Origin of the sequence: Streptomyces sp. NPDC093085 (assembly GCF_040683935.1) — a bacterium.
Taxonomy (GTDB): Bacteria; Actinomycetota; Actinomycetes; order Streptomycetales; family Streptomycetaceae; genus Streptomyces.
This window is the reverse complement of the sequence record NZ_JBFBFB010000001.1, coordinates 842,784-867,298: the sequence shown is the minus strand read 5'-3', so window position 1 is coordinate 867,298 and position 24,515 is coordinate 842,784. Positions and strand designations below refer to the sequence as shown.

Below are 24,515 nucleotides of genomic sequence, written 5' to 3'. Positions count from 1 at the left end.
GTGTCGTACGGGTGTCGTACGGCATCCATACGACACCCCCGGCACCAGCGGTACCGGGGGTGTGCGAGGTGCTGCGGTGGGCGCGCCCCTCAGGCCGTCCCGTCGCCGCGCTTGGCGAGCTGGATCTGCTCGTAGACGCGGGTGCGCAGTTCGGCGAAGCGCGGGGCGACCCGGGTGTGGAGCTGGTCGCGCTCGGCGGGCAGGTCGATCTTGATCTGCTCCTGTACGACGGTGGGCGAGGCGGAGAGGACCAGCACCCGCTCCCCCAGATAGACGGCCTCGTCGATGTCGTGGGTGACGAAGAGGATGGTCATCCCGCGCTCCTGCCACAACCCGCGTACCAGGTCCTCCAGTTCGGCCCGGGTCTGCGCGTCCACGGCGGCGAACGGCTCGTCCATCAGCAGTACTTCGGGCCCGTACGCCACCGCCCGCGCGATGGCCACCCGCTGCTGCATCCCGCCGGAGAGCTGCCATGGGTAGGCGCCGCCCGCGTCGGCGAGGCCCACGGCGGCGAGGGCGTCCTCGACGAGTTCGGCGCGCTTCTTCCGGTCGAGCGATCTCCGCTGGCGCAGCGGGAGTTCGACGTTCTCCCGGACCCGCATCCAGGGGAAGAGGCTCCGCCCGTACTCCTGGAAGACGACGGCCATGCCGGGCGGCGGCCCGGTGATCTTCCGCCCCGCCAGGTGGAGTTCGCCCCCGGTGGGGGTGAGCAGCCCGGCGACGCATTTGAGGAGGGTGGTCTTGCCGCACCCCGACGGGCCGACCAGACAGGCGAGTTCGCCGGAGCCGAGGGTGAAGGTCAGGTCCCGGACGGCCTCGACGCGGCGGCCGTCCCCCTCGTACACCTTGCGCAGCCCCCGTACGTCGAGCATCCGGTCACCTTTCGTGAGGGTCATGACGACCGCCTGGAGCGGCGCAGGCCGTGGTACCAGTCGAGGGCCCGGTGTTCGACCGCCCGGAAGAGCACGGAGAGCAGGAAGCCGAGCAGGCCGAGCAGGAGGATGCCGCTCCACATCTCGGGGATGGCGAAGCTCCGCTGGAACTGGACGATGGTGAAGCCGAGTCCGTTGCTGGCCGCGAACATCTCGCTGATGACCATCAGGATGATGCCGATGGAGAGGGCCTGCCGGAGCCCCGCGAAGATCTGCGGGCTCGCCGAGCGCAGCACCAGATGGCGGAGGCGGGCGGCGCCGCCGATCCCGTACGAACGGGCCGTCTCGGCCAGGACGGCGTCCACCGACCGGACCCCCTCGACGGTGTTGAGGAGGACGGGCCAGACACAGCCGGTGGCGATGACCACGATCTTCATCGTGTCGCCGATGCCCGCGAAGAGCATGATGACGGGGACGAGGACGGGCGGCGGCACGGCCCGCAGGAACTCCAGGACGGGTTCGGCGGCGGCCCGCACCCTGCGGTACGAGCCGATGACCACCCCGAGCGCCACCCCGACGGCGGCGGCCAGCGCGTACCCGGCGAGCAGCCGCGCCACGCTGGGCAGGACATCGTCGGCGATCCTGCTCCCGGTCCACACCTCGCCGAAGGCGGCCACGACGGTGCGCAGCGGCGGGGAGTAGACGCTGGTGCTGGAGTCGGAGACGATCCACCAGCCGGCCACGAGCAGCGCCGGCAGGGCGACGGCGAAGGCGAGTCGGCGCAGTGCGCGCAGGGCCCCGCGGGAGGGGGCGGCCGGCGGCCCGGCGGTGTTCTTCACAGGGCCACCTCGCCGCGTACGGACTGGTGCCAGGCGAGGGCGCGCCGTTCGACGGCCCGCGCCCCGACATTGATCAGCAGGCCGAGGACGCCGGTGACCACGACGAGCGCGTACATCTCCGGCACCGCCTGGGAGGTCTGGGCGACCGCGATCCGGGAGCCGATCCCCGGGGATCCGATGACGAGTTCGGCGGTGATGGCGAGGACGAGCGCGACGGCGGCGGCGAGCCGGATCCCGGTCATGACGTAGGGGAGGGCGGTCGGCCAGAGGACGTAGCGAATTCGGGCCCAGGCGCCGAGTCCGTACGAGCGGGCCGTCTCGTCGGCGACCGGGTCGACGTCCGTGACCCCGTACAGCACCTGGACCAGGATCTGCCAGAACGCCGCGTACACCACGAGCAGCAGGGTGGAGCGCAGGTCGGTGCCGTAGAGGAGGACGGCGAGCGGGATGAGCGCCACCGAGGGGATGGGGCGGAGGAACTCGACGGTGGAGGAGGTGAGTTCGCGCAGATACGGCACGACGGAGAGCAGGATCCCGGTGGCGACCCCGGCGGTGGTGGCGATGAGAAGACCGAGCGCCCAGCCGGTGAGCGTGTCCCCGAGGGCGGTCCAGAAGGCGCCGTCGGCGAGTTCGGCGGAGAGCGCGCCGGCCACCCGGCCGACGGGCGGGAGGTAGTTGCCCGAGACCACTCCGGTGCGCGGGACCAGCTCCCATACGGCGAGGAACACGGCGAGTCCCCCGGCCCCCAGCGCGGCGTTGACCAGGCCGTCCCCGTTCTTCCTGGTCATGGGAGCAGCTTGGCCAGGTCGGGCGCGGACTTGAGGATGCCGTCCTGCTCGCCGAGTTCCGCGAGCGTTCCGATGGCGGCCCGGTCGGGCTGGGCGGGCCAGCGGGGCAGGGTCATCTTCTGGAGGGTCGCCTCGGGGATCTTGGTGTAGGTGGTGAGGATCTCGCGGACCTCGTCGGGGTGGCTGTTGGCGTACTCCAGGGACTCGGCGGTGGCCTCCTGGAACTTCTTCACGGTCTCCGGGTGCTGCTGGGTGTATTGGGTGGAGGTGAAGTACATCGCGACGGTGAGGTCGGGCGAGATGTCGACGTAGGAGGAGGTGATGATGGTGGCGCCCTGGCCGACGACGGTGGCCTGCGCGGGTTCGATGACGAAGGCGGCGTCCACCCGGCCGCCGTCGAGGGCCGCGGCCATCTGGTCGAAGGGCAGTTCGACGTAGGTGACCTTGCCGGGGTCGCCGCCGTCCTTGCGCACCGAGGCGTTGACGGCCGACTCGGCGATGTTCTTGAGGGTGTTGATGGCGACCTTCTTGCCTTCAAGTTCCTTGGCGGACTTGATCGGGCTGCCCTTCTTGACGGCGATGCCGCCGAAGTCGGCGCCCTGTTTCCCGGTGGTCGCGACCCCGTTGGCGACTGCCTTCACGGGCACGTTGTTGATCTGGGCGATCATCAGGGAGGTCATATTGGAGAAGCCGAACTGGAACTGGCCGCTGACCACGCCGGGCACGATGGCGGCGCCGCCCTGTCCGGTCTCCATCGTGAGGTCGAGACCGCGCGAGGAGTAGAAGCCCTTCTTGGCGCCCAGGTAGACGGGGGCGACGTCCACGATGGGGATGACCCCGACCTTGACCTTGACGGGGGAGCCCGACGCCCCCGTGCCCGAGCCTCCGGACCCTTCGGATCCGCCCGCCCCGGATCCGCCACAGGCCGTGGCGGTGACCAGAAGCATGGCGGCGGTGATGGCGATGGACAGGCGACGCATGAACCCCCCTCTGCTGGAACGGCACGTGCGGCGGGCTGTGCGCGACCCGCACAACAATTCTCATCGGGAACATAGGGGGCGCCGCCGGTACGGGTCAACGGTCGTGCATCAGTCGCATCACCCGTGTGCGGAAAGGCTGTTGGGAGGTTACGGAGGCGAACGACCCTTTGGTTCGCGCGTTGTTGACAGGTCAGGAGGCCGCTCTTAGCGTGCGCGGTACGAACAGACGTGCGTGGATCTTGGGGTGGGGATCTCCGGCTGCCGCGCATGTCAGGGCCGACGGAGGCTGCTGATGGGTGCCGAGGCACGTGAGTCCCACTTCGTCCAGTCCTTCGAGCGGGGGCTCTCGGTGATCCGGGCATTCGACGCGCACCATCCCGAGCTGACTCTCAGCGAGGTGGCCCGGCTCTGCGGCATCACCCGGGCCGCCGCCCGCCGGTTTCTGCTGACCCTCGCCGACCTCGGCTATGTCCACACCGACGGACGGCTGTTCCGGCTCAGCCCCCGCGTCCTCGAACTGGGGTACGCGTACCTCTCCAGCTTCTCCCTGCCGCAGATCGCCGAGCCGCATCTGGAGCAACTGGTCGCCGAGGTACGGGAGTCGTCCTCGCTCTGTGTGCTGGACAGCGACGCCGTCGTCTATGTCGCGCGCGTTCCGGTGAGCCGCATCATGACGGCCTCGATCACGGTGGGCACCCGGTTGCCCGCGCACACCACCTCGGTCGGGCGGGTGATGCTCGCCTTCCTCCCCGAGGAGGAGCGCGACCGCCGCCTCAAGGCCACCACCCCGGCCGCGCTCACCCCGTACACCCTGGTCTCCGTCGACCTGCTCCGCGCGGAGCTTGAGCGGGTGCGGCGGCAGGGATACGCCATCGTGGACCAGGAGTTGGAGGAGGGGCTGCGCTCGGTCGCCGCGCCGGTACGGGACCGGGAGGGCACGGTGGTCGCCGCGGTCAACATCCCCGTCCACGCGAGCCGCCACTCGGTCGAGTCGGTACGCCGCGATCTGCTCCCCACGCTCCTCGCGACGGTGGCCCGCATCGAGGCGGACCTGCGGGCGGGGTTCGGGGCGGGGTGACGCGTCTCCGGCGGACGGGCGGCCGGGGCGGGGAAGCCGCCGTAGGGCCGGGGGGACGAGGGTACGGGGGTACGGGCGGAGGTCGCCGTCGGGCCGGCCGCACCGCCCGGGGGCGGCGGCCCGACGGCGTACGCGCCGTGCGTCCGGTGTCCGGTGGCTGCTGTCCGGTGTCCGGTGGACGGTTCAGGTGGGGACGTCGCCTTCGAGGAGCTTGACCAGCTCCTCGACGACGGCCGGTGCCTCCCGCTTGAGGCCGGCGACATCCATCCCCTCGTCGCCCACGATGGAGAGCAGCGACCGGTCCCCCACCGCGAGCACGACGATCTGGCCGCCCGCGCACCGTATGACCACATCACGCAGGGCCCCCGCCTCGGCCTGCTCGGCCATGCGCTGGCCGAGCCCCAGGGTGGCCGCGGCGAGCGCCGCCACGGACTCCGGCTGAAGGGTGTCGGTGTCGGCGGCCACCATCAGACCGTCGGCGGTCGAGAGAACGCTTTCGGCCGCTCCCATCACCCGTTCCCGCAGCGAGGTCAGGACGTCGACGAGAGGCTTGACGGACGAGTCTGCGTGCATGGTTTCGCTCCTTGGTGGTGGTACCGGCAGAGGTCCTGCCGTGGGGCGTCGTACAAGCACCGGACCACGGCTCCTCCAGCGCGGCCGTGGCTCCGGCTCCCTGCATCCGGTCTATGAACCGTCCGTCTGTCGTGATGTTCCGTGCTGCCCCGTGGTTCCGTACCGCTCCGTGGTTCCACGGGACTCGGCCGTTCCGTACGTCTCCGTGGTCCAGTGCGGATCTGTGGCCCCGTGCGGATCTGCGGTCCCGTGCGGATCTGCGGTCCCGTACGTCTCCGTGGTCGCGTACGGCTCGGTGGGCCTGTGCGGATCTGCGGTCCCGTACGTCTCCGTGGTCCCGTACGGCTCCGTGGTCCCGTACGGCTCCGTGGTCCCGTACGGCTCCGTGGTGGCGGAGGTACGCCCGGCCTCCGGTGTCCGGGGCGGCTCGGGTGTCCGGGGCGGGGCGTCGTGGGTCCACGCCGCCGGGCGTCCGCCGGGGACGCGGCGCGGCAGGGTGGCCTGCGGCGCCCCTGACGGCCCCTCGGGCCCGGTGGCGCCGGGGCGGCGGCGGGGCGCGGTGCTGGGGCGGTCCGGCGGGCGCCGGGACTCCCACTGGACGAGCCCCCGTTCGTCCAGCCGGATCAGGTCCGTCGTCACGGCGAAGAGCCCCCGGCCGAGCGCGAAGGCGAGATCCCGGGTGGTGCGGCGGCCGTTGGCCAGGGCGAGGAGCGCCGCGTACCGGGGCCCGAGCCGTCCGGCCTGCCGGTCCGCGCCGGCCGAGGGGCGCATCCGCGACCTGGCCAGTTCACCGGGCGAGCCCCACCGCTCGGTCACCAGCGCCAGCCGGCGCGCGGTCTCCTCGGCGACGGTCCCCGGCTCGGCCGCGTACCGGGTGAGTACGGCCGGGACGGGGGCGCCCACCTCCCACGCCTCCGGCCGGCTGAGCGCCATGGCGAACGCGCCCTCGAACATGGCGGCTGCGCAGAGAACCTCCAGCTCCGCCTCGCCCACCAGCCCCCGCCCCACCAGTACGGCCCCGAGCCCGTCCATTCCGTCCATGCCGTCCAGGGCGAGCGCGGAGGCCCAGGACGCGTCGTCCACCCGGCCCGACTTCAGCAGGACGGACTCGACGGACGGGGTGCCCGGGGTCTCGATCGCGCTGATCAGTCCGGAGCGCAGATGAATCGTTCCTCCAGGGGTACCGGCGACCGTCACGGTGCCGCTGTACCGCTCCTGACGCAGCCTCATCAGCAGCGCGGTGACATTGCGCGGCAGCGGTGTCCCCGCCGCCTCCCGCACCTCCCGCCCCGCAGGCGCGGGGCCCCGTCGCGCCGGGCCCTGGGTCTCCGGTCCGCCGCCGATCATGCGAGCACGCTCTCCGCATGGCGGGTCAACTGCCGGATCGCCAGCGCGAGATTGGTACGGTTCCGGTCCAGCGCCGCGACCAGCAGGACCGGATCCCCGGTCCGCCGGACCGTCTGCACCACGTGGTAGCGGCGCTCGCTCGCCACGATCACACTCTCCAGCTCGTCGTCGCCCCCGGCCCGCCCCACCCGGTCGGTGATCGCGGCGGCGGCATCGGCCGTCTCCGTCCCGCTGCCGACCTCCAGCGCGTCGCCGACGACGCAGTAGGTGAGCCCGGTGACCGCGTCCACCAGAGCGGCCCCCGTGATCCCCGGGGTCTCCATGATCCGCGTGAGGGACGCTTCGATCGCTGACACGTACATCCCTTCGGGAAACGACTGATGCGACAGTACTCTAGTCTTCAACTAGTACATCAGTGGCTGGTTTTGGCGTTTTTTGCCCGGCCCGGCTGTGAACCGCAGGGATCGACCGCTCGCAGCATTCGAAGAATTTCGAAGAGTTCGAAGAACAGGACCACGCGATGAACCTTGAATCCGCACTCAAAGAAGCCATGACCCTCGACGGCGCCCTGGGCGTGGCGGTGGTCGACTACGAGAGCGGCCTGTCCCTCGGCACGCTGGGCGGCGGCCCGGACCTCGACCTGGACATCGCGGCCGCCGGGAACACCGATGTCGTCCGCGCCAAGGTGCGCACGCTGGCCACGCTGGACATCGACGACGCCGTGGTCGACATCCTGATCACCCTGGGCAAGCAGTACCACCTGATCCGGCCCATGACGTCGAATCACGGCTCGCTCTTCGTCTACATCGCGCTCGACCGCGCCCGCGCCAACCTCGCGCTGGCCCGCCACAACCTCAAGCGCATCGAGTCCGAACTGGAGATCTGAGCCCCCCTCCTCCCGCCCCTTCTCCCCTCCGCTCTCCCCCCTCCGCCCCGCACCGTTCCGCCACTCCCCGTTCGCCGCCGCCTCGGCTCTGGTTAAGGTGGCCGGTCACGGATGGTGCCAGTGGTGAAGCGGAGACGGGTGCATGGGCGGGGGACGGGCCGGGTGGCTACGGGTGCCGGTGGGCGAGGGGTCGGACCCGTGGCGTACGCGCGGAGAGTGGCGGCTGGTCCTCTTCGTCGTGCACAACGTGACCTCCGCGACCCGGCTGCTCGATGTCCTGCCGCTCTTCCGGGACGACCTGCGCGTGCAGATGGCCGTCACCTGCACCGGTTCCTCACCGTTCCAGGCCGGGGTGGCCGAACTCATGGCGGAGACCGGGCTGGCGGTGGTTCCGTGGGAGCAGGCGCTCGCCCTGGCCCCGGAGCTGTCGATCTCCGCCAGCTTCGGCGGCGAACTGTCCCAGCTCAAAGGGAAGTTGACCGTCCTCTCACACGGGGTCGGATACAACAAGAGGCTGGCTACACCGGACACCGGACACCTGTCGCCCGAGCCCGCCGCTCCTCCGCCCGTTTTCGGCCTCTCCCCCGAGTGGCTGCTCGCGGACGGCATCCCGGTCGCGGACGCGCTGGTCTTCTCCCACCCCGAGCAGGTGGAACGCCTCCGCGCCGGCTGCCCTGAGGCGGCGCACACCGCCGTCCTCGCCGGTGACCCCTGCTTCGACCGGATACGGGCCGCCGTCGAGTACCGCGACCGCTTCCGGCGGGCCCTCGGGGTCCGCCCGGGGCAGCGGCTGGTGCTGCTGAACTCGACCTGGAACCCGGACTCCCTCTTCGGGGACCGGGGCGCCGAGGATGTGCTGCCCTCGCTGCTGCCGCGCCTCACCTCGGAACTCCCCGTCGACGGCTACCGCCCGGTCGCCGTCCTCCACCCCAATATCTGGCACGGCCATGGTCCTGGACAGGTCCGCGCCTGGCTGGACCGGGCCCGGCGGGGCGGTCTGGCACTGGTGGACCCGGTGACGGGGTGGCGCCAGGCGCTGATCGCCGCCGATGTGATCATCGGGGACGGTGGTTCCGTGACCTATTACGGGGCCGCGCTCGGCACCCCCGTACTCCTGGGCTCGACATCGGCCGGTGCCCTCGACGCGGAGTCACCGGTGGGCACCTTCGTACGGCACGCGCCCCGGCTCTCCCCGCACATCCCGCTGCGCACCCAACTGGACGCGCTGCTGGCCCCGGAGCGGGGACCGGGAGCCGCCCCGCCGGACACAAGCCCCGAACCCGGCCCCGCCGAGCTGGTCTCCTCCGTCCCCGGGGAGGCCGCCGTCCTGCTCAGGCGCCACTTCTACGGGCAACTGGGCCTCCCCGAGCCCGCCGCCCCCGCGCGACTGGACCCTCTCCCGCTGCCCCCGTACGAACCGCCGGTCCGGACCGCCCCGCTCAGGGTCGTCACCCGGCTGCCGGGCGCGGGCGAGGTGGAGGTGGACCGGTACGCGGACCCGCGCTCGGAACCGGCGGCCGAGGGCGACGCGCATACGGCCGTCCACGAGGACACCCTCGATCCGGGCCAACTCGACCTGGCCGATGTGATCTTCCGGTACGGCGCGGCCGACGACCCCCGCTTCGGCGGCCCCGGAGCCTGGACCCGTGAGGTGCTGGCCCGTCACCCGTACTGCTCCCTGGCCGCGTTCATCACCGAGGACGGGGCGTGTACGGTCCGCACCCGCGCCGGGGAGCTGCTCCGGCTCGCCGACCGCTCCCCGGACGGCCCTCTCCCGGCCGTCGACCCGGCCGCCTGCGCCTCCGCCCTCCACGCCTGGCTGGCCCTGGGCAAGGACGTGGCGGAGCTGACAGCCGGCGGGATGACGGTACGGACCGCCGCGACCGTCCGCCGGGTGTCGGTCACCCCCCTGCCTGTGCGCTGAGGCAGCGCTCGCGCAGCCCCCGCAGATGGGTGAGGTGCTGGGCGGCCTTCTCCTTGTCGAGGGTGGCCTCGGCCTCGTCGATCAGCGCCAGGGCGCGCTGCGGCTCGTCCTGGAGGAGGCAGGTCTCGGCCAGGTCGGTGAGCGTCCTCGCGGCGTTGTACGGGTCGTACGCCTCGCCGCCGCGCCGGAAGGAGGCGAGCGCCGACTCCAGCCGCTCCCGGGCCCCGGTGTAGTCACCGCCCACCCGCAGGGCCCGGCCCCGGTGGCGCTGGAGCAGGGCCCGGGCACGCGGCAGGTCCCCGGCCCCCTCGTCGTCCGGGCCTATCCCGTCCAGGAGGGCGCCGGCCCGGTCGAAGCAGGCGTACGCCTCGGTGCCGTCCCACTGCCGGAGCCGGAGCAGCCCGAGGGTCTCGACGGCGCTCGCCTGCCCGAGCAGGTGGCCCGCCGTCTCTTCGGCCTGGGCCGCCAGGGTCAGTTCGGACTCCGCCGCCTCCTCTTCCCGTAGCTCCATCAGGTTCAGCGCCAGCAGCGTATGCATCCGTCCGGCCCACTGGGAGCCTGGGTGCCGGGCGTCGGCCACCCGGGCCCCGGCCCGGAGCGCGGGCAGGATCTCGTCGTGGTGCCCCGCCTTGAGCTGGAGCGGCCAGAGCGCCTGGCAGAGCTGGTAGACAGCGTCGGGGTCGCCCAACTCCTCGGCGGCGAGGACCGCTTGGACGATCCCGCCCAGCTCGGTGCGGAGCGCGGTCAGCGCCTCGCCCTCGTCACCGTACGGAGCGATGCGCCCCTCCCGCTCCAGCTCCTCCTTCAGCCGGCCGTAGAGCGGACCGAGCGCCCAGGCCCTGGGGAGGGCGGCGACCCTGGCCCGTACCGCGAACTCCAGATACCACCGCACCGTGGAGGTCAGCGCCGCCGAGCAGGCCGCGATGCCATCCGTACGGAAGGCGGTCTCCTCCGCGTGTCCCCGGATCACGGGCCGGTAGCGGTAACGGCCCATACCGCTCACCACCTCCAGCAACTCCGCGTCGGCCAGGGCTCCGAGCGCCCGCGCCGCCTCCGCCACCGGGATCCCGGCGACCGGCGCGACGGTGTCGGCACCGAACGACGGCCACTCCCGCAGCGACATCAGCCGGTAGACCCGGGCCGCCCCGGGCTCCAGCCTCCGGTAGGTCTCCTCGGCGGCGGTACGGACGGGATCGTGGCCGGGCGGGATAGGGGCCTCCTCACTCCCGCCCCCGGACGGGGCCGCGAAGGGCGGTGTCGTCGGGTCGGCGAGCAGGGGCGCGGCGGCCCGCAGCGCGTACGGCGAGCCACCGCACCGCTCCAGCACCCGGGGCAGCACGGCACGGGCGGCGTCCACGGTCTCGCGGCCCGCGAGATCGGTGAGCAGGTGGAGCGCGTCCTTGTCGGAGAGCGGCCCGACCGGGACGGGCACCGCGTCCAGCCCCCGCAGCGGACGGCGCGCCACCACCACGGTGAACACCTCGGGCGCGGAGGTCAGCAGCGGCAGGACCTGCGCGGCCGAGTGCGCGTGGTCGAGCACCACCAGAAGCTTCCGGCCCGCCACACACCGCTGGAAGACGTCCCGCCGGTCCGCCGCGCCCAGCGGGATGTCGTCCGCGTCCATGCCGAGCTGGACGAGGAGGCTGCGCAGCACCACGGCGCTGTCGAGGGCGGTCCCGGCGGAGGCGCCGCGCAGATCCGCGTAGAGCTGCCCGTCGGGGAACAGGTCGGCCTTCATGCACCCCCAGTGGACGGCGAGCGCGCTGGTGCCGATGCCCTCGGGCCCATGGACCAGGGCGATCCTCGGACGCCCGTCGGCCTTGCGCGTGGCCTCCCGGCCCAGCGTCTTCATCGGTCCCTGACGGTCCCTGAAGTGCCGTATGGACGGCGGGAGTACGGGAACGGCGTCGGCCCGGCCGGGGAGTGGAGCCGTACGGGCGAACGCCGCCCAGGTGCGGGCGAGCGCCGGATCGTCCCGTACCGCCTCATGGACGAGGCGGGCCACGGCGTCCCTCTCGGCGGACCCCCGGGGCGCGGGCACCGCCCGCCCCGTGATGCGCTGGATCAGTCCGCCGGCCACCTCCCAGGCCGACTTCACCGCCTCATTGGCCGTCGCCGTCCCCACGGCGCCCAGCACCGCGACGATCGCCGCCATCGACATGGGATCCAGCATGTCCCGCTCCCCCGCTCCCCTGCTCCCGGCCCGGCTGTCCACGATGGTCCACCGCGATCGGTCCGCACCGCCGTCACACATCAACGGTAGCCCTGGTCAGGGGTGTTCGAGCAAGGGTTTGGCGAGTACTCGCCGCCTGTCCACAGATCGCGGCGGGCGGGAATACCGGCCTCTGCGGCGGGGAAGTAGGCGCGCACAAGGGTCCGGGAAGACGTCCGGGAAGACGTCCGGGAAGAAGTCCAGGGAGACAGGGCGAGCCGGGGACCGGCCCCGAGCAGGCCGGGCCCGGCGATCTTGCGGGATGGACCACGGACATCGGTGCATACCAGCCGGTATCAGGCGAATAGCCGCATCCATGCCGATACTGGCCCCATGACCCGACACGGAGAGCTGGGCACAGCCCTGCACCGGTGGCGCGACCGGATGCCCCCGGCCGACGAACCCGGCAGGGCGGGCGGGCTGCGCCATACGGAGCTGGCCCGGCTGACCGGCTTGTCCGTGGACTATCTCGTCAGGCTGGAAGAGGGCCGGGCCACCTCCCCCTCCGTCCAGGTGCTCACCGCGCTGGCGCACGCCCTGCGGCTCTCCGAGACCGAGCGGCGCCATCTCTTCCTGCTCGCCGGAGAGTCCCCGCCCGCCGTGGGCCGGGTCCCCGACCATGTGCCCGCCAGTGTGCGCCGGCTGCTCGGACGGCTCGCGGGAACCCCGGTCGGGGTGTACGACGCGGCCTGGAACCTGATCACCTGGAACCCGCTGTGGGCGGCCCTGGTCGGGGACCCCGCGCAGGCCCCGCCGCGCGAGCGCAACGCCGTCTGGCACCACTTCACCGGCGTGCCGAGCCGGATCGTCCGCACCGTGGAGCACGAGGCGGGGTTCGAGGCGGCGGTCGTCGCCGATCTGCGGGCGGCCACCGTCCGCTATCCGACCGATGTACGGCTGCGCTTCCTCATCGGCGAGCTGCGGCGCGCCTCCCACCGGTTCGCTGTGGTGTGGAACTCCCGGATCGCCGGTGCGCACGACACCGAGATCCGGACCGTGCGTCACCCGGATGTCGGACCGGTGACCCTGGAGTGCGACACGCTCACCGTGCCGGGGTGCGATCTGCGGATCGCCGCGTACTCGGCGGCGCCCGGGACGGACGCGGCCGACAAGCTCGCCCTGCTGGACGTGATCGGAACGGAGATCATCGGGGCGGAGGCAGAGACGGAAGTGGAGACGAAGGCCAAGACGGAGGCGGAGGTGGCCGCCGATGCCGAGCCCACCGATGACGTCGAGGGCGTCCAGGGCGTCCAGGGCGTCGGGAGCGTCGAGGGCGTCGGTGGCGTCGGAGCGGGACCCGGCGGGGCCGGGGCGCCGCAGGCCACCTAGGGCCTGACCGAGGGGCCGACCGGGGCGGTGATACATCCGGTCGGCCCACGCGACGGGCGCGCGGCGCGGAGCGTTCCTACCGTGGCCGAATGATCACCAGATCCGTGACGCGCTCCGCGCTCTCCGGCACAGCGGCCCTCGCCGCCGCCAGCCTGCTGATCCTGCTGCCGGCCTCCCCACCGGCCGCCGCGGATTCCCGTACCGACCCCGCCGTACGGGCTCCGGGACCACCCCGGGGCGCCGTGATCCCGATCGCGGGCTCCGCCGCCGCCTCGCCCCCGCACGGCGCGCCCGGCGCCCCGGGTGCCCCCGCCGCCCCGGCCCCCTCCCCGGCGGCCTCCTCGGCCCCATCGGCCCCATCGGCCCCGTCGGCCGCGGCGTCCTCGCCCTCCTCCGCCGCCCCGGCGCACGGCGGACTCGACGCCGCCGCGCGGGACGGGAGCCTGCTGCGCCGCCCGGGTGTCCAGGTCAGGCCCGACCGGGGCACCCCGGCGCCCCCCGAGCTCTCCGCGCTCTCCTGGCTGGTCTCGGACGCCACGACGGGCGAGGTCCTCGCCGCGCACAACGCGCATCTGGAGCTGCCGCCCGCCTCCACCCTCAAGACGCTCTTCGCCATCACCACGCTGCCGCATCTGCCCCCGAAGGCCGCGCACCTGGTGACCGACGAGGAACTGGACGACATCGGGCCCGGCAGCAGCATGGTGGGGGTCGTCCCCGGGCTCCGGTACGAGGCGGCCGACCTGTGGCGCGGGGTCTTCCTCAGCTCCGGCAACGACGCGGTCCGGGTGCTCTCCGAGATGAACGGCGGCTGGGACAGGACCGTCACCCAGATGCGGGACAAGGCGAAGCTGCTCGGCGCGCTCGACACCCATGTGGTCTCCCCCGACGGCTACGACGCCCCGGGGCAGGTCTCCTCCGCGTACGACCTGGCGGTCTTCGGCCGTACGGGGCTGGCCTCGCCCGACTTCGTCCGCTACAGCTCGACGGTGGACGCCGAATTCCCCGGCTACGGCGGCACCTTCGGCATCGTCAACACCAACCGGCTGCTGACCGGCGAGGACGGGGTGGCGCCGTATCCGGGGCTGATCGGCGTCAAGAACGGCTACACCTCGAACGCGGGGTACACCCTGGTCGCCGCCGCCCGGCACGGTGACCGCACGCTGCTGGTGACAGTGATGAACCCGCAGTGGGGCGGCGCCCACGCCGTGTACGAGGAGGCCAGGGAGCTGCTCGACTGGGGGTTCGCCGCCCACGGCAAGGTGACCCCGGTCGGCTCGCTCCGGCCGCCGCCCGCCCCGCTGCCGCCGCGTCCGAGGGTACGGGCGGCCGCGGTGGAGCCCGGCGCGGTCGAGAAGGCGGTACGGGCCCGCCCCGCGCCGCCGGCACCGCCCGCCGCCCACGCGGAGGCGGCCGGGCCGGGGGTCGGCACGGTGCTGCCGGTGGCCTTCATCGGTGGCGCGGTCGTCGCCGGTGCGGGACTGGTGCTGGTACGGCGCGGAGGCGCCCGGCGCGGCACGCACCGCCCCTGAGCGCCCCTGAGGGCCGTACGCCCCCCGTCCCCCGGCTACCAGTGCCCCGGGCGCGCGACGGACGGCGGGAGCCGGGTCCCCGTATCGCCGCGCGCCGCGTCGACCTGGCCCTGGACGAGGAAGAGGGCGCCGGTCAGATCGGCCCCGCGCAGATCGGTGTCCCGGAGGTCGGCGCCGATCAGGTCGGCCTGCCGCAGATCGGCGCCGCGGAGATCGGCGGCGATCAGACAGGCGCCGCGCAGCTCCACGCCGCGCAGGTCGGCGCCCTTGAGCCGGGCGCCGAGGAGATCGGCGCCCCGGCGGCTCTTCCTCCTGCCGGGGAGCTGGGCGCGGACGAGTTCACTGGTCCGCAGCAGCAGCGGGTTGACGGCGGAGCGCTGGGCCGCGACATCGACGGCGAGCAGGGTGGCGGGGTCGGCGAGGGTGAGGCGTTCGACGCGCTCCCGGGCGGTCCGCACCTCACCGTGGAGGGGGCGGGCGGGCTCCAGGGTGAGCGCCTCGGTCAGATACCGCAGGAGTTCCTGGAGTTGGCGCACGACCGGGAGGAGCGCGAACATCTCGCCGGCGGCGCCCGGATCCTGCCGCCAGTCGCGTCCCGCGTAGGTGATCCGGGAGATCTTCTGGCCGGCGCCGAAGCAGTCGTAGACCGTACAGCCGTGGTAGCCGCGCTGCCGCAGCTCGCCGTGGACGGAGCAGCCGAAGTCGGCGCGGAGCCGGGAGCAGGGCTTCCCCGCGGCCTTGTCCTCGGGGAAGCCGGACGCGGCGGAGAAGGTCAGCGCGACGCAGCAGAGCCCGAAGCACCGGGCGCAGTCGGCCCGCAGCCCCGGATCGTCGAGGGTGGCGGGCCCGTCCCCGCCGGTGCGGTCGGCCCCCTCGCCGCGATCGGTCGCCTGGTCGGTCCGGTGGTGCAAGGGAGGGATCTCCTGTCGCGGTACGAGTGATATGTGCGCTACGTGCGAGCGATATGTCCGGCACGCTCCATGGCAAGCGGTACGGCCCGGTACGAGCGGTACGGCTCCGTACGCATGGTACGGGCAGGGTACGGCCGGTCAGCGAGGCGCGTGGTGGCTCCGCAGGGCGGTACGGGCGCGGGCCGCGAGGCCGTCGGCCCCGCAGGCGTGGGCGAGTTCGAGCCCGCAGACGAGTTCGGCGTGGAAGCCGGCGGCGATCCCGTACTCGACCCGGGCGACGGCGCGTTCGTACGCGCACGGCGAAGCCTCCAGGTGCGCGACGGCCTGGCCCAGCAGTTCGACCCGCTGCGGCCCCTCCTTCAGGAAGGCCGAGCAGCAGAGCGCCACCCCGATGGCGGTGTGGGTGCCGAACCGTTCCGCGCGGTCCCTGGCGTACGAGGCGAGCTGGGCGGCGCGCCGGGGATCCTGGTCGGCGAGGGCCCGCGCGAGGTCGAGCGCCCAGGGGGCCATGATGACGTTGTGCCGGCCCCGGGCCGTCAACGCCTGTCCGACACACTCCAGTTCGGCGATGGCCTCCTCGGTGCGGCCGAGGGCGAGCAGCAGCCTGCCCCGGGTGGAGGGGGCGTCGGGGATGACGATGGTGGAGGAGTACGGGGGCCGGAACGCGTACCGCTCGGCGACCTCGGCCGCCTCCTCGACCCGGCCCCGGGCGAGGAGGGTGTCGATGAACATGCAGACGGCGTCCCAGTTCATCGGCAGCCCGTCGCCGACCCGGTCGGCGAGGCGGAGGCTCTCGCGCAAGTAGGTCTCGGCGTCGGCGAGCCGGCCGCGCCTGCGGTGCACATAGCCGACGAGCGCGTGGGCGAAGGCGAGATGGCCCCCGCTCCAGCCGGAGATCTCGAACGCGCGCAGCGCCTCGGTGAAGAGGCTCTCGGCGCGGTCGAGCCGGTCGGCGAAGGCGTACGCGAGCCCGAGCAGGGCCGGGGGTTCGAAGCCCCACGCGGTGTCGGCCCAGCCGACGCCGGGTGGCAACGCGCCGTCCTTCAGGGCGCGTTCGGCGATCTGCACCACCTCCTCCGCGCTCTCTCCGCGTGCCGTGCCGTCGAAGGCGCGGAGCATCAGCAGGATGCGTTCGGTGTTGTCGCGGCCGGTGAGCGGGGCCGCCGCGCGGGCGAGGCGGCGGGAGCGGTCGTGGCCGTCGTCCTCGATGGCCTGGACGCCCTCCCAGAGGAAGTGGGCGGCCTGGAGGCGCATCCTGGCCGGCCCGTCGGCGGTGCGGGCCACTTCGGTGGCGACGACATGGGCGGCGTCGCCGGTCTGGTTGTTGTGGGTCAGGGCCTGCGCGAGGCGGAAGACCACGTCCACCCGGAGCGCCGGGTCGAGGTGCGGGGTGTCGAGCGCGGCGCGCAGGTGTCCGACGGTGGTGGCGGGCGAGGTGAGCAGGGTGGCGCAGCCCAGTTCGAAGAGGAGGGGGCCGCGTACGGTGGACAACGGTGGTTCCGCCAGGGCCCGTTCGAGGCAGCGGCGGGCGGCGTCGGGCGCTCCGACGGCGAGGTGTTCGGCGGCGGCCTCACGGAGCTGTTCGACCAGTTCGGGGTCGCCGTCGGGGTGCACTTCGAGGAGGTGCGGGGCGGCCGCCGCCGCTCCCCGGCCGCTCCGGGAGACCGCCCAGGCGGCGAGTCCGTGCATGGCGGCGCGCACGCTCGGCGGGATGGCGCGGTAGACGGCCCCGGCGATCAGCGGGTGGACGAACTCCAGCGGGTCGCTGCCGACGAGGATACGGGCGGTGCGGAGCCGCCCGGCGCACTCGGCGGCCTCCTCGTCGCTCATGCCCGCCAGGGAGACGGCGAGTTCGAGGGAGATGTCGGTGCCGAGGATCGCGGCGGCCCAGGCGAACCGGGTGGTGGCGGTGCCCAGTTCCTCCAGTCGCGCGATGAGTCCGGTGCCGCGGGCCGAGGCGCCGAGGGCGCTCAGTTCGCCGGCGTTGTCGCGGACGGGGGCGATCGCGCTGTCCCGTACCTTCGCGAGGAGTTCGACGGTCTCGTACGCGTTGCCGCCGGTCACCTCCCAGACCTCGTGGCAGAACGGGTCGTCGGCCCGCTCGCCGAGCGCGGCGCGGGCGAGTCCCGCGGTGGCGTCGGGGGTGAGTTCCCGGAGCGTGACCAGCAGTCTGGCCGCCGCGCCCAGGGAGCGGAGGTGCGCCTCGGCCTCGCCGACGGCCTCCTCCGTACGGTAGGCGACGATCAGCAGGACGGGGAGGCCGCGGCCCGGGCGGCGGGCGAAGTCGGCGAGCCAGGCCAGGGTCTCCAGGTCGGCCCAGTGCGCGTCGTCCACGACGAGCAGGAGCGGCCCGCCGCCCTCGGCGAGCCGTACGACGAGCGCGTCCAGACCGTCCCTGACGCCCTGCGGGTCGGTCGGCTGGTCGCCGGGCGGTGCGACGCCGAGCGCGGGTCCGACTATGTCGTAACGGTCCCCGAGCAGTTCGGGCGCGGCCCCGTACCCGTCGTACGGCGCGGCCCCCTCCCCGGGCGCTTCGGAGTCCGGGACCATGAGCGCGGGCTGGAGGAGCTGCCGTACGACATGGAACGGCACGGAGGCCAGCCCCTGCCCGCCGCGCGCCGCCCAGACCGCGCACCGGCCGGCGGCGAGTCTGCGCACCTCCCCGAGCAGCGCGGTCTTCCCCAGCCCGGCGGCACCCCGGTACACCAGCACCCCACCGGTGGCCGAGGCCCCGCAGAGCGCGTCCACGGCATGGGCGGCGGCGGCCAGTTCGGGCTCGCGCTCCAGCAATGGAAGAGCGCCCGTCTGCTCCGGCCGGTGCACCGGCATCCTTCCCCCCTCTCGGGCAGCGCCCAGGTCAGGTGACGAGCCTAGCCCCGCCGCGCGCCGAGCGGACCCGAATACGCACGAATTCGGCGATTCGACTGCGCGGCGGTGCGAAAAGGAGTATGGGGAGCTCCTTCTCGCACCGTCCGCGGTTCCGGCGGTCGTCAGCCGCCGCGCGACCAGCACCCCAGGAGCACGGGTTCCAGTTTCCGCTTCGATCCGTCACGTTCGAACACCTGGAACGCCTCCAGGCAGGCATGCACCCAGACGGCGTCCCGCTCCCCCGCCCCGGCCAGTTCGATGGCGGCGCGGATGTCCCCGTCGTCGGCCCATTCGTCGCCGAACTCCTCGGACACCGCCCGGTATCCGGCGGCGACCAGCGGGTCGGCGGTGAGCCCGGTGGCGTGGACCAGCTCCGACGCCGGTGCCCGGTCCTGGAGTTCGTCGGCGAGCAGCCGCAGCGCCTGGTCCTGGTCGCCGCAGGTGCCGTACAGCGCGCGGGCCCGGTCGAGCAGGACGGGCCAGCCGCCTGTCACCTCCAGCAGACGGGTCACCCGTTCCTCGGTGCCGAAGACCCCGCCCTGTGTCCAGGACTTCAGTCCGCGCCAGTCGTGGCGGCGCAGCACCACCGCCAGGGAGGCCGGGCCGGCGGGGGCGGTCAGCAGTTCGCGCCAGAGGGCGAGCTGGCCCGTACCGGCGACCAGCACCACCGCTCTGGTGACTCCCGCCCGTTCGGGAACGGTGTGGCGTGCCAGCTCCAGGGACTCGCCGCAGGTCTCGCCGCTGACCCCGTGACGTGCGAGGTCGCTGATGACGACCCTGCGCTCGCCCGGCTGTCCGGCGCCGATCTCCTGGCGGAAGACGCCGATTCGTCCGATGGGCGGCAGTACCCATTCGGCCACTTCGCGGGTGACGTCCCGCAGAGTGTCCTCGACGTCGCCGACATGGGTGGCGGCGGTGCCGAGAACGACCCGGGTCTGGTTGGTCCGGTCGCCGAGGAGGTCGTTGACCTGGGTGACCGTGAGCGGGGCCGGCCCGCCTCCGGAGAGTTCGGGGCGCCCCGCCAGGACGACGGTCTCCTCCAGCAGGCACTCGCTCTCGGCGCTGAGCAACTGGCTCTCGATCTCCTGGGCCGTGCCGATCATCCGGAGCGCGTTGGGGCCGCGCAGATGCCACCCCCGGCCGTCGTGGTTCGGGGCCAGCACCCCGAGCCCCACCATCTCCTGGAGGTAGGCGCGGAACCCCTCGCTGTCGAGTCCGCTGAACCCCGCGTCCCACCAGCTCGCGCACTCCTCGCGGAGTTCCACGTCGCTCAGCCGGGCCTCCAGCCCGTTGTCCCGGGCGCACCGCGCCAGCACATTGGCGATGACGTTGTAGCGGTCGTCGAGCGTGAGCGTCTCCTTGAACGCCGCGGTGATGCCGTCGCGCAGTGTGGGATCCGACTCGACGGCCTCCACTTCGGAGGCTCCGATGGCGTACGGCGGCCCCGCCACGTCGCCGCGGGCCCGCCGGCGCTGCATGACCTCCACCAGCCTGCTGCCGAACATCTGGAGCAGGAAGGGCTGGTAGGAGCAGTAGCCCAGCACCCGGTTCACCAGATCCACGTCGGCGAACTCGAAACCCAGCGCGCGCATGGGAAGCGCCAGGAGATCCGCCGCGTACTGCGGCCGCAGCGGTCCCACCACGGTGGGGGTCTGCGCCAGGTGGCTGAACGGGCCGTTGCGGGCCAGCCGCGTGAACCGGTGTACGGAGTGCAGCCCGGCGAAGACGACTTTCATCCGCCCGGGGCTCTCCACGCAGAGGCCCTTGAGGCGCCGGGTCTCGGTGCAGTGCGGGGCGTCGGCCTCGAAGAAGAGGTCGCACTCGTCCATCAGGATGAGCAGCCGCCGCCGCGGATCGGCCGCCAGCCACTGCTTGATGCCGGACTTGACCCTGTTCCAGGGATGGGCGGCCCGTGCCTTGCGCCGTGGCTGGGGCGGCAGCACCCCGAGATCGGTCAGCTCCTGGTCCAGTACGTTCCAGATCGTCTCCGACCCCAGGGCCTGGCCCTTGCCGATGTTGTGGTGGTCGAGGTTGAGGTAGACCGGCTGGTGGTGGCCGGGCTGCTTTTCGGCGAAACGGTCGCCCGCTTCGTTGAGCAGGGCCGATTTCCCGAGCCCGCGCCCGCCGAAGATGATCTGTGTGCCGTCGGGGTCCAGGATCTTCTTCCGCTCGGCGTCGCGGCCGTAGAACATCTCGCGTCCGATGCGGCCGCGCTTCTCCTTGACGTACGGGTTGACGCCGGAGAACGGCAGGAGCGTCTCCGTCGCCACACTGACCTGCCGGTTGCCCCGGGCCGCCAGATAGGCGAGGGCCGCGTCGTCCACCACCATGAGCGGGGCGCACCCGGCGGAGTGCCGGGCCAGTTCGGCCCGTGCGTCGGGGCCGAGCGTGCCGAAGTAGAGGACGAGCAGACTCTCCCCGCTGGGCTCCTTCGCGGCCCGGCTCAGCACCAGCGGGGCCGGCGGCCGGCCCCAGAGCAGCAGGACACAGAGCCTGCTGCCCTGTTCGGTGATCTTCGTGCCGAAGGCGGGGGCCCAGGCGCGGCCGTTGATGCCGATGTCCATGACGTCGACGAAGCGGTACTCGTTGCTGCGCGGCAGGTCGTTGCGCACGGGGGCCTTGGTGGCCTCGTAACCGAGCAGTCTGAGCGCGGGAAGCAACAGGTCGCGCCGGACGTTGAGGCGCTCCTTGGGCTCGGTGGCGGCGAGTTCCCGCCAGCCGTCGAGGGCGGTCGCCGCCTGCGCGGCCTCGTCCTCGGAGAGGTGCGTGTAGTCGAGTACGGGCAGGTCCGGGTGGCTCCGGCGGGTCCGGACGGTCGTGACCAGTTCGGTGGTGATGCCACCGGGCAGCCCTCGGGGGACCTCCGGGAAGAATCCCGCGAGGTGCGACTCACCGGCCAGGATCTCGGGCACGGGCTCGCCCAGTTCGAGGAAGTAGACGAGGTCGGCGGCGGTGGCCAGGCCATCGGTCTCCAGATGGCGCAGGACCTGCCCCCGCTCGTCGGGGCTGATGTCCGGCAGGGCGTCCAGCCGGGCCCGCAGCCGGTCGGCGGCCTCCTTGCGGTACCGGGGCAGCAGCTCCGCGACCCGGGCGAGGGTGCGCCGTACCGGAGCCGGCTCGCGCGGAGTGCCGTCCTCCGCCACGGGGAGGGCGTCGGCCAGCAGTTCCTGGAGGGTCACGTCCTGGTCGTCGGAGAGCGCGCCGTCCGCCTGGGCCCGCCGCAGCTCGGCGGTGCGCTCCCGGTGGCTCTCGGTCAGCTCCGCGCGGCGGCGGACCGCCGACTCGTCGAGGCGGGTGCGCCAGGCCTCGGGCCGGTTCAGCGAGGAGGCTCCGGGCAGGGTGCCACGGCGGTGCAGGTCGAGAATGCACCGGGCGGTGTGGAACTCGTCCTGTTCCAACTGGAGTTCCAGCGCCTGGTCCCAGCTCCTGTCCACGGCGGCGAGCAGATCCGCCGTCGAGGGGCGCTCGCCGGGACCGAGCGGGATCTTGAGGAGTTCCGCGTCGATCACCTGCCGCACGTCGTCCTCCGGTTCGGGACGCTGGATCGCGGCTCCGTGCTCAAGTTCGTGGAAGAGGCGGGTGAGGGAGTCCCGGGCGGCGCGGGCCGTGGCGGTCCGCAGGGCGCTGGGGCTGCCGCTCGCCGCCGCCAGCTCGCCCAGGGCGGCGTCCCGCTGGGCGAGGACGCCACGGCGCATGGCCGAGATCTCCCGTACCGCCCAGTCGCTGTCGGCCACCTGGTTACGGCGCAGGGCACCGCTGGTGTTCAGCCACGCCTGGGCGGAGTCCACGGCGCGTTCGACGACATGCACCAGGTCCTGGCGGCCCGAGCCCTGGAGGGGGCGCCCGCTGGAGCCGAGGAGTTCCCGGTCCCGGCGGTCGATCTCGGTGTGGATCTCGGAGAGCCGCGACAGCCGCTCGATGGTCGCGCGCGCCGTCGCCTCCGCCCCGGGTTCCCCGTTCGCGATGCCCAGGAGCATCGTGCCCAGCATCCCGTCCTCGGCGAGCCACCCCTTGGCGATGGTGGTGGCCCGGTTGAACCGCAGGCGCTGCGGTTTCAGCAGTTCGCGGCAGCGCTCGGCGCTCTCCCGCACCCCGGCCTCGGACGCGGAGGCGTCGGCGATGACGGCCATCGGGGGCGCGGTCAGCAGCGCGGAGTTCAGGGCCCGGTCGGCCACCGCCATCGCCACGAGCGACAGCGCCTCGGGCAGGCGCGGGGCCAGCGCCTTGAGCTGGGCCCCGGCCACATGGCCGCCGGTGACCAGCGCCGTACGGACGAGTGCGGGAAGCAGCAGCAGTTCGGTTCCGTCGCCGGGGTGTACGGAGAGGTCGTCCCACCGCTGGATCGCCTCGCCGACGGCCCTGGCACCGCCCCCGGATCCGGGGCGGAGGACGGCAGCGGCGGCGGCGACATCCAGCGCGCCGGACTCGTCCTCGGGCCGCCTCGCGGCGCGCGCGAGGCAGGCGGCGAGCCCGAAGCGCCCCTCGGAGACGAGCCTGAGGAAGGCGCTCTCGGCGGAGGCCGCCGCCGTGTCGTGCTCTCCGCCCCGCGCGCTGCCGGACGCGCTGTCGGACGCGCTGTCGGAGGCTGCCGCCGGGGGCGGTACGTGCTCGGGCGGTACGTGCTCGGACAGTACCGCCGGGGGCAGGGGCGGCTCGGGCCGGGTGGGCGGGGGCGCCGGGGCCCGCGGGGCATCCACCGGTACGGTCCGGGTGGGCGCCGCCGGAAGATCCTGGACCCGGCCGGACTCCACGGGCGCCTTCCCGTTCGTCTTCCCGTACGTCTTCCCGTGCGGCCGGGGAGTCTCGGCGGACCGCCTCACGGGCACGCCGGGCGTGACCGGGGGATCCGCCGGGCTCCCGCCCGAGGCCCCCGCGTTGCCCTCGGCCCCTTCGGTGGCGTCCCGGGGAGCGGCGGGCTCCCCGGTGCCGTCGGCGGCGGGCTCTCCGGGCGGCTCCGCCTCCGCTGCCGCCGGGTCCGGCCCCACCCGCTGTCCGGGCACGTCCGCGGCTCCGACCCCCGGGGGAAGCGACAGCTCCTGGTGCATCACGGCCGCCAGGACACATTCGGGGAGCTCCGTGCCGACCTGCTGGGTCAGGGCGTTCACCACCCGGGAGTCGGCATCGGGTCCGGTGCCCAGCTCGACGAGGCGCACCAGGGCCTGGAGCCCCTCCAGTTGCGCGCGCTCGGCGGCCTCCCAGTTCCCGGCTTCCAGCAGCACCCGGGCGCGGTCCTGGGCCGTCTTCAGTGCCGAGGCGGAGAGACCGCCCTCGCGGCATGTGACGGCCAGCAGGGTTTCGAGCACCCGCCGCTCCGCCGTGTCACGGTCGCGCGCCGCGCGGTACGCGCCCACCGCGCGGGTCAGGTCGTCCAGCCGTCGGAGTGCGGCGGGGTGCCCTGCGGCGGCCAGCGCTTCTTCCACGCGGGTGAACTCGTCGGCCAGAGCGGCGAGGTGAGGTAACTCGTCCGGGGCGGGCGGGCGGCCGTCGTCGAGGAGCTCGACAAGGCGCCGGGCGTCGCGGCGGGCGGCCTGGAAGGACGCGGAGAGTCCCGCGTGGGCGGCGAGCAGCGCGTCACCGCCCCCGTCCGCCGCCTCGTCCACTGACTCTTCCGCCGCCTTCCCTGCCGCGTCCTCCGCCGCGTCCCCTGCCCTGTCCTCTGTTGTCGCGCCCTCTGTCCCGTTCTCGTTCTCGCTCTCGCCTTCGCTCCCGCCCGCCGGGTCCCGCCGGGCCGGATCGGCCCCGGGCCCGGTGGCGCCGGTACGGAAGTCAGGCGTCGCCTCGACGATCTCGGCGGCCGTCGTGCGTACGGTCTCCGTGCCCACGAAGTCCGGACCGGGGCCGAGCCGCCCCGGGGCGGTGGCCCACACCAGCACCCGCGCGTCGACCGCGTTCGCCTGGCACCAGGCGAAGACGCTCAGCCGTACCAGGGTGGCCCCCCACCGTGCCACCGGATCCACGGCGAGGTCCTCGCGCGGCTCCGCGTCGGCGTGGTGGCCGACGGCGGCCCGCTCCACGTCCGAGAACACCCGTGCCGTCAGCAGCCGAGGGGGACAGGAGCAGCCGTTCTGCCGCGCCGCCCTCCGCATACGGTCGCGTACATCGCGGCAGAGCGACTTGCCCGCGCGCCGCGGGGCGGCGAGTCTGATGCCCAGTCTGCCCAGCAGCGCTTGGCGTTCCTTGTAGGTGACGGAGTTGAAGGCCAGCTCCACCATGTCGCAGGTGAGATCGTCCAACGCGCCGGCCACCGGGGCGTCCAGCGCGTTGAGCGCCGCGGCGAGCGGTCCGAGAAGTTCGGGAGGGGTGCCCGCCGGAGAGAGCGGCGGCTCCGCGTTCACGTGGTACCGATCGTGCATGCGTACTCCTTTTCTCCGGATTTCCC

Annotated in this window: 16 protein-coding genes; 5 read left to right on the top strand and 11 right to left on the bottom strand. The window is 73.5% G+C overall.

Features of this window, described 5'->3' with window-relative positions:
* Positions 1-89: 89 nt before the first annotated feature.
* Genes AB0O07_RS03535 through AB0O07_RS03520 form a run of 4 tightly spaced genes read right to left on the bottom strand, consistent with a single transcriptional unit; the run spans position 90 to position 3,479 of the window.
* Complete coding sequence (locus tag AB0O07_RS03535) at positions 90-896, bottom strand: ABC transporter ATP-binding protein (protein WP_365626158.1); 807 nt, start codon at positions 894-896, stop codon at positions 90-92.
* Positions 893-1,657, bottom strand: coding sequence for an ABC transporter permease subunit (locus tag AB0O07_RS03530; protein WP_365627963.1), 765 nt, complete (start codon positions 1,655-1,657; stop codon positions 893-895). The genes AB0O07_RS03535 and AB0O07_RS03530 overlap by 4 nt, the downstream gene beginning before the upstream one ends.
* A 50-nt stretch (positions 1,658-1,707) precedes the next feature.
* Positions 1,708-2,499 carry an ABC transporter permease gene (locus AB0O07_RS03525; RefSeq protein ID WP_365626155.1) on the bottom strand — a complete coding sequence of 264 codons (792 nt, stop codon included), beginning with the start codon at positions 2,497-2,499 and terminating at the stop codon, positions 1,708-1,710.
* Complete coding sequence (locus AB0O07_RS03520) at positions 2,496-3,479, bottom strand: ABC transporter substrate-binding protein (RefSeq protein ID WP_365626152.1); 984 nt, start codon at positions 3,477-3,479, stop codon at positions 2,496-2,498. Before AB0O07_RS03520 ends, AB0O07_RS03525 begins: the two co-directional genes overlap by 4 nt.
* A 292-nt stretch (positions 3,480-3,771) precedes the next feature.
* On the opposite strand from AB0O07_RS03520, the gene AB0O07_RS03515 reads away from it, so the two are divergent.
* A complete protein-coding gene (locus AB0O07_RS03515) occupies positions 3,772-4,557 on the top strand; it encodes an IclR family transcriptional regulator C-terminal domain-containing protein (protein ID WP_365626149.1) in 786 nt (261 codons plus the stop codon).
* A 183-nt stretch (positions 4,558-4,740) separates the two neighbouring features.
* On the opposite strand, the gene AB0O07_RS03510 is transcribed toward AB0O07_RS03515, so the two are convergent.
* The 3 genes from AB0O07_RS03510 to AB0O07_RS03500 form a co-directional block, all read right to left on the bottom strand.
* The gene (locus tag AB0O07_RS03510) at positions 4,741-5,130 is read right to left on the bottom strand and encodes a roadblock/LC7 domain-containing protein (RefSeq protein WP_365626146.1); all 390 of its coding nucleotides are present in this window, start codon (positions 5,128-5,130) and stop codon (positions 4,741-4,743) included.
* A gap of 111 nt (positions 5,131-5,241) precedes the next feature.
* A complete protein-coding gene (locus tag AB0O07_RS03505) occupies positions 5,242-6,477 on the bottom strand; it encodes a hypothetical protein (RefSeq protein ID WP_365626144.1) in 1,236 nt (411 codons plus the stop codon).
* Entirely contained in the window at positions 6,474-6,833 is a 360-nt protein-coding gene (locus tag AB0O07_RS03500; RefSeq protein WP_365626141.1) for a hypothetical protein, read from the bottom strand. Before AB0O07_RS03500 ends, AB0O07_RS03505 begins: the two co-directional genes overlap by 4 nt.
* Positions 6,834-6,997: 164 nt before the next feature.
* Between AB0O07_RS03500 and AB0O07_RS03495 the strand changes: the two genes are divergently transcribed.
* Together AB0O07_RS03495 and AB0O07_RS03490 are read left to right on the top strand one after the other, a co-directional pair.
* Positions 6,998-7,363, top strand: a complete 366-nt coding sequence (locus tag AB0O07_RS03495; protein ID WP_365626138.1) for a hypothetical protein — start codon at positions 6,998-7,000, stop codon at positions 7,361-7,363.
* Positions 7,364-7,505: 142 nt separating this feature from the next.
* The gene (locus AB0O07_RS03490; protein WP_365626135.1) at positions 7,506-9,287 is read left to right on the top strand and encodes a hypothetical protein; all 1,782 of its coding nucleotides are present in this window, start codon (positions 7,506-7,508) and stop codon (positions 9,285-9,287) included.
* On the opposite strand, the gene AB0O07_RS03485 is transcribed toward AB0O07_RS03490, so the two are convergent.
* Complete coding sequence (locus tag AB0O07_RS03485; RefSeq protein ID WP_365626132.1) at positions 9,265-11,460, bottom strand: tetratricopeptide repeat protein; 2,196 nt, start codon at positions 11,458-11,460, stop codon at positions 9,265-9,267. The genes AB0O07_RS03490 and AB0O07_RS03485 overlap by 23 nt on opposite strands.
* 372 nt (positions 11,461-11,832) lie before the next feature.
* Here AB0O07_RS03485 and AB0O07_RS03480 point away from each other — a divergent pair, with 372 nt between their 5' ends.
* The gene (locus tag AB0O07_RS03480; protein ID WP_365626129.1) at positions 11,833-12,828 is read left to right on the top strand and encodes a helix-turn-helix transcriptional regulator; all 996 of its coding nucleotides are present in this window, start codon (positions 11,833-11,835) and stop codon (positions 12,826-12,828) included.
* An 89-nt stretch (positions 12,829-12,917) separates the two neighbouring features.
* Positions 12,918-14,357 (top strand): D-alanyl-D-alanine carboxypeptidase, encoded by a 1,440-nt coding sequence (locus tag AB0O07_RS03475; RefSeq protein WP_365626126.1) that lies wholly within the window; start codon positions 12,918-12,920, stop codon positions 14,355-14,357.
* Between the two features lie 35 nt (positions 14,358-14,392).
* Here AB0O07_RS03475 and AB0O07_RS03470 read toward each other — a convergent pair whose 3' ends face one another.
* From AB0O07_RS03470 to AB0O07_RS03460, 3 genes are all read right to left on the bottom strand, one after another.
* On the bottom strand, positions 14,393-15,178 hold the full coding sequence (locus tag AB0O07_RS03470) for a pentapeptide repeat-containing protein (RefSeq protein WP_365627960.1): 786 nt from the start codon (positions 15,176-15,178) through the stop codon (positions 14,393-14,395).
* Positions 15,179-15,406: 228 nt separating this feature from the next.
* The gene (locus AB0O07_RS03465) at positions 15,407-18,097 is read right to left on the bottom strand and encodes an AAA family ATPase (protein WP_365626123.1); all 2,691 of its coding nucleotides are present in this window, start codon (positions 18,095-18,097) and stop codon (positions 15,407-15,409) included.
* A 161-nt stretch (positions 18,098-18,258) separates the two neighbouring features.
* Positions 18,259-24,489, bottom strand: a complete 6,231-nt coding sequence (locus AB0O07_RS03460) for a hypothetical protein (protein ID WP_365626120.1) — start codon at positions 24,487-24,489, stop codon at positions 18,259-18,261.
* Positions 24,490-24,515: the final 26 nt, after the last annotated feature.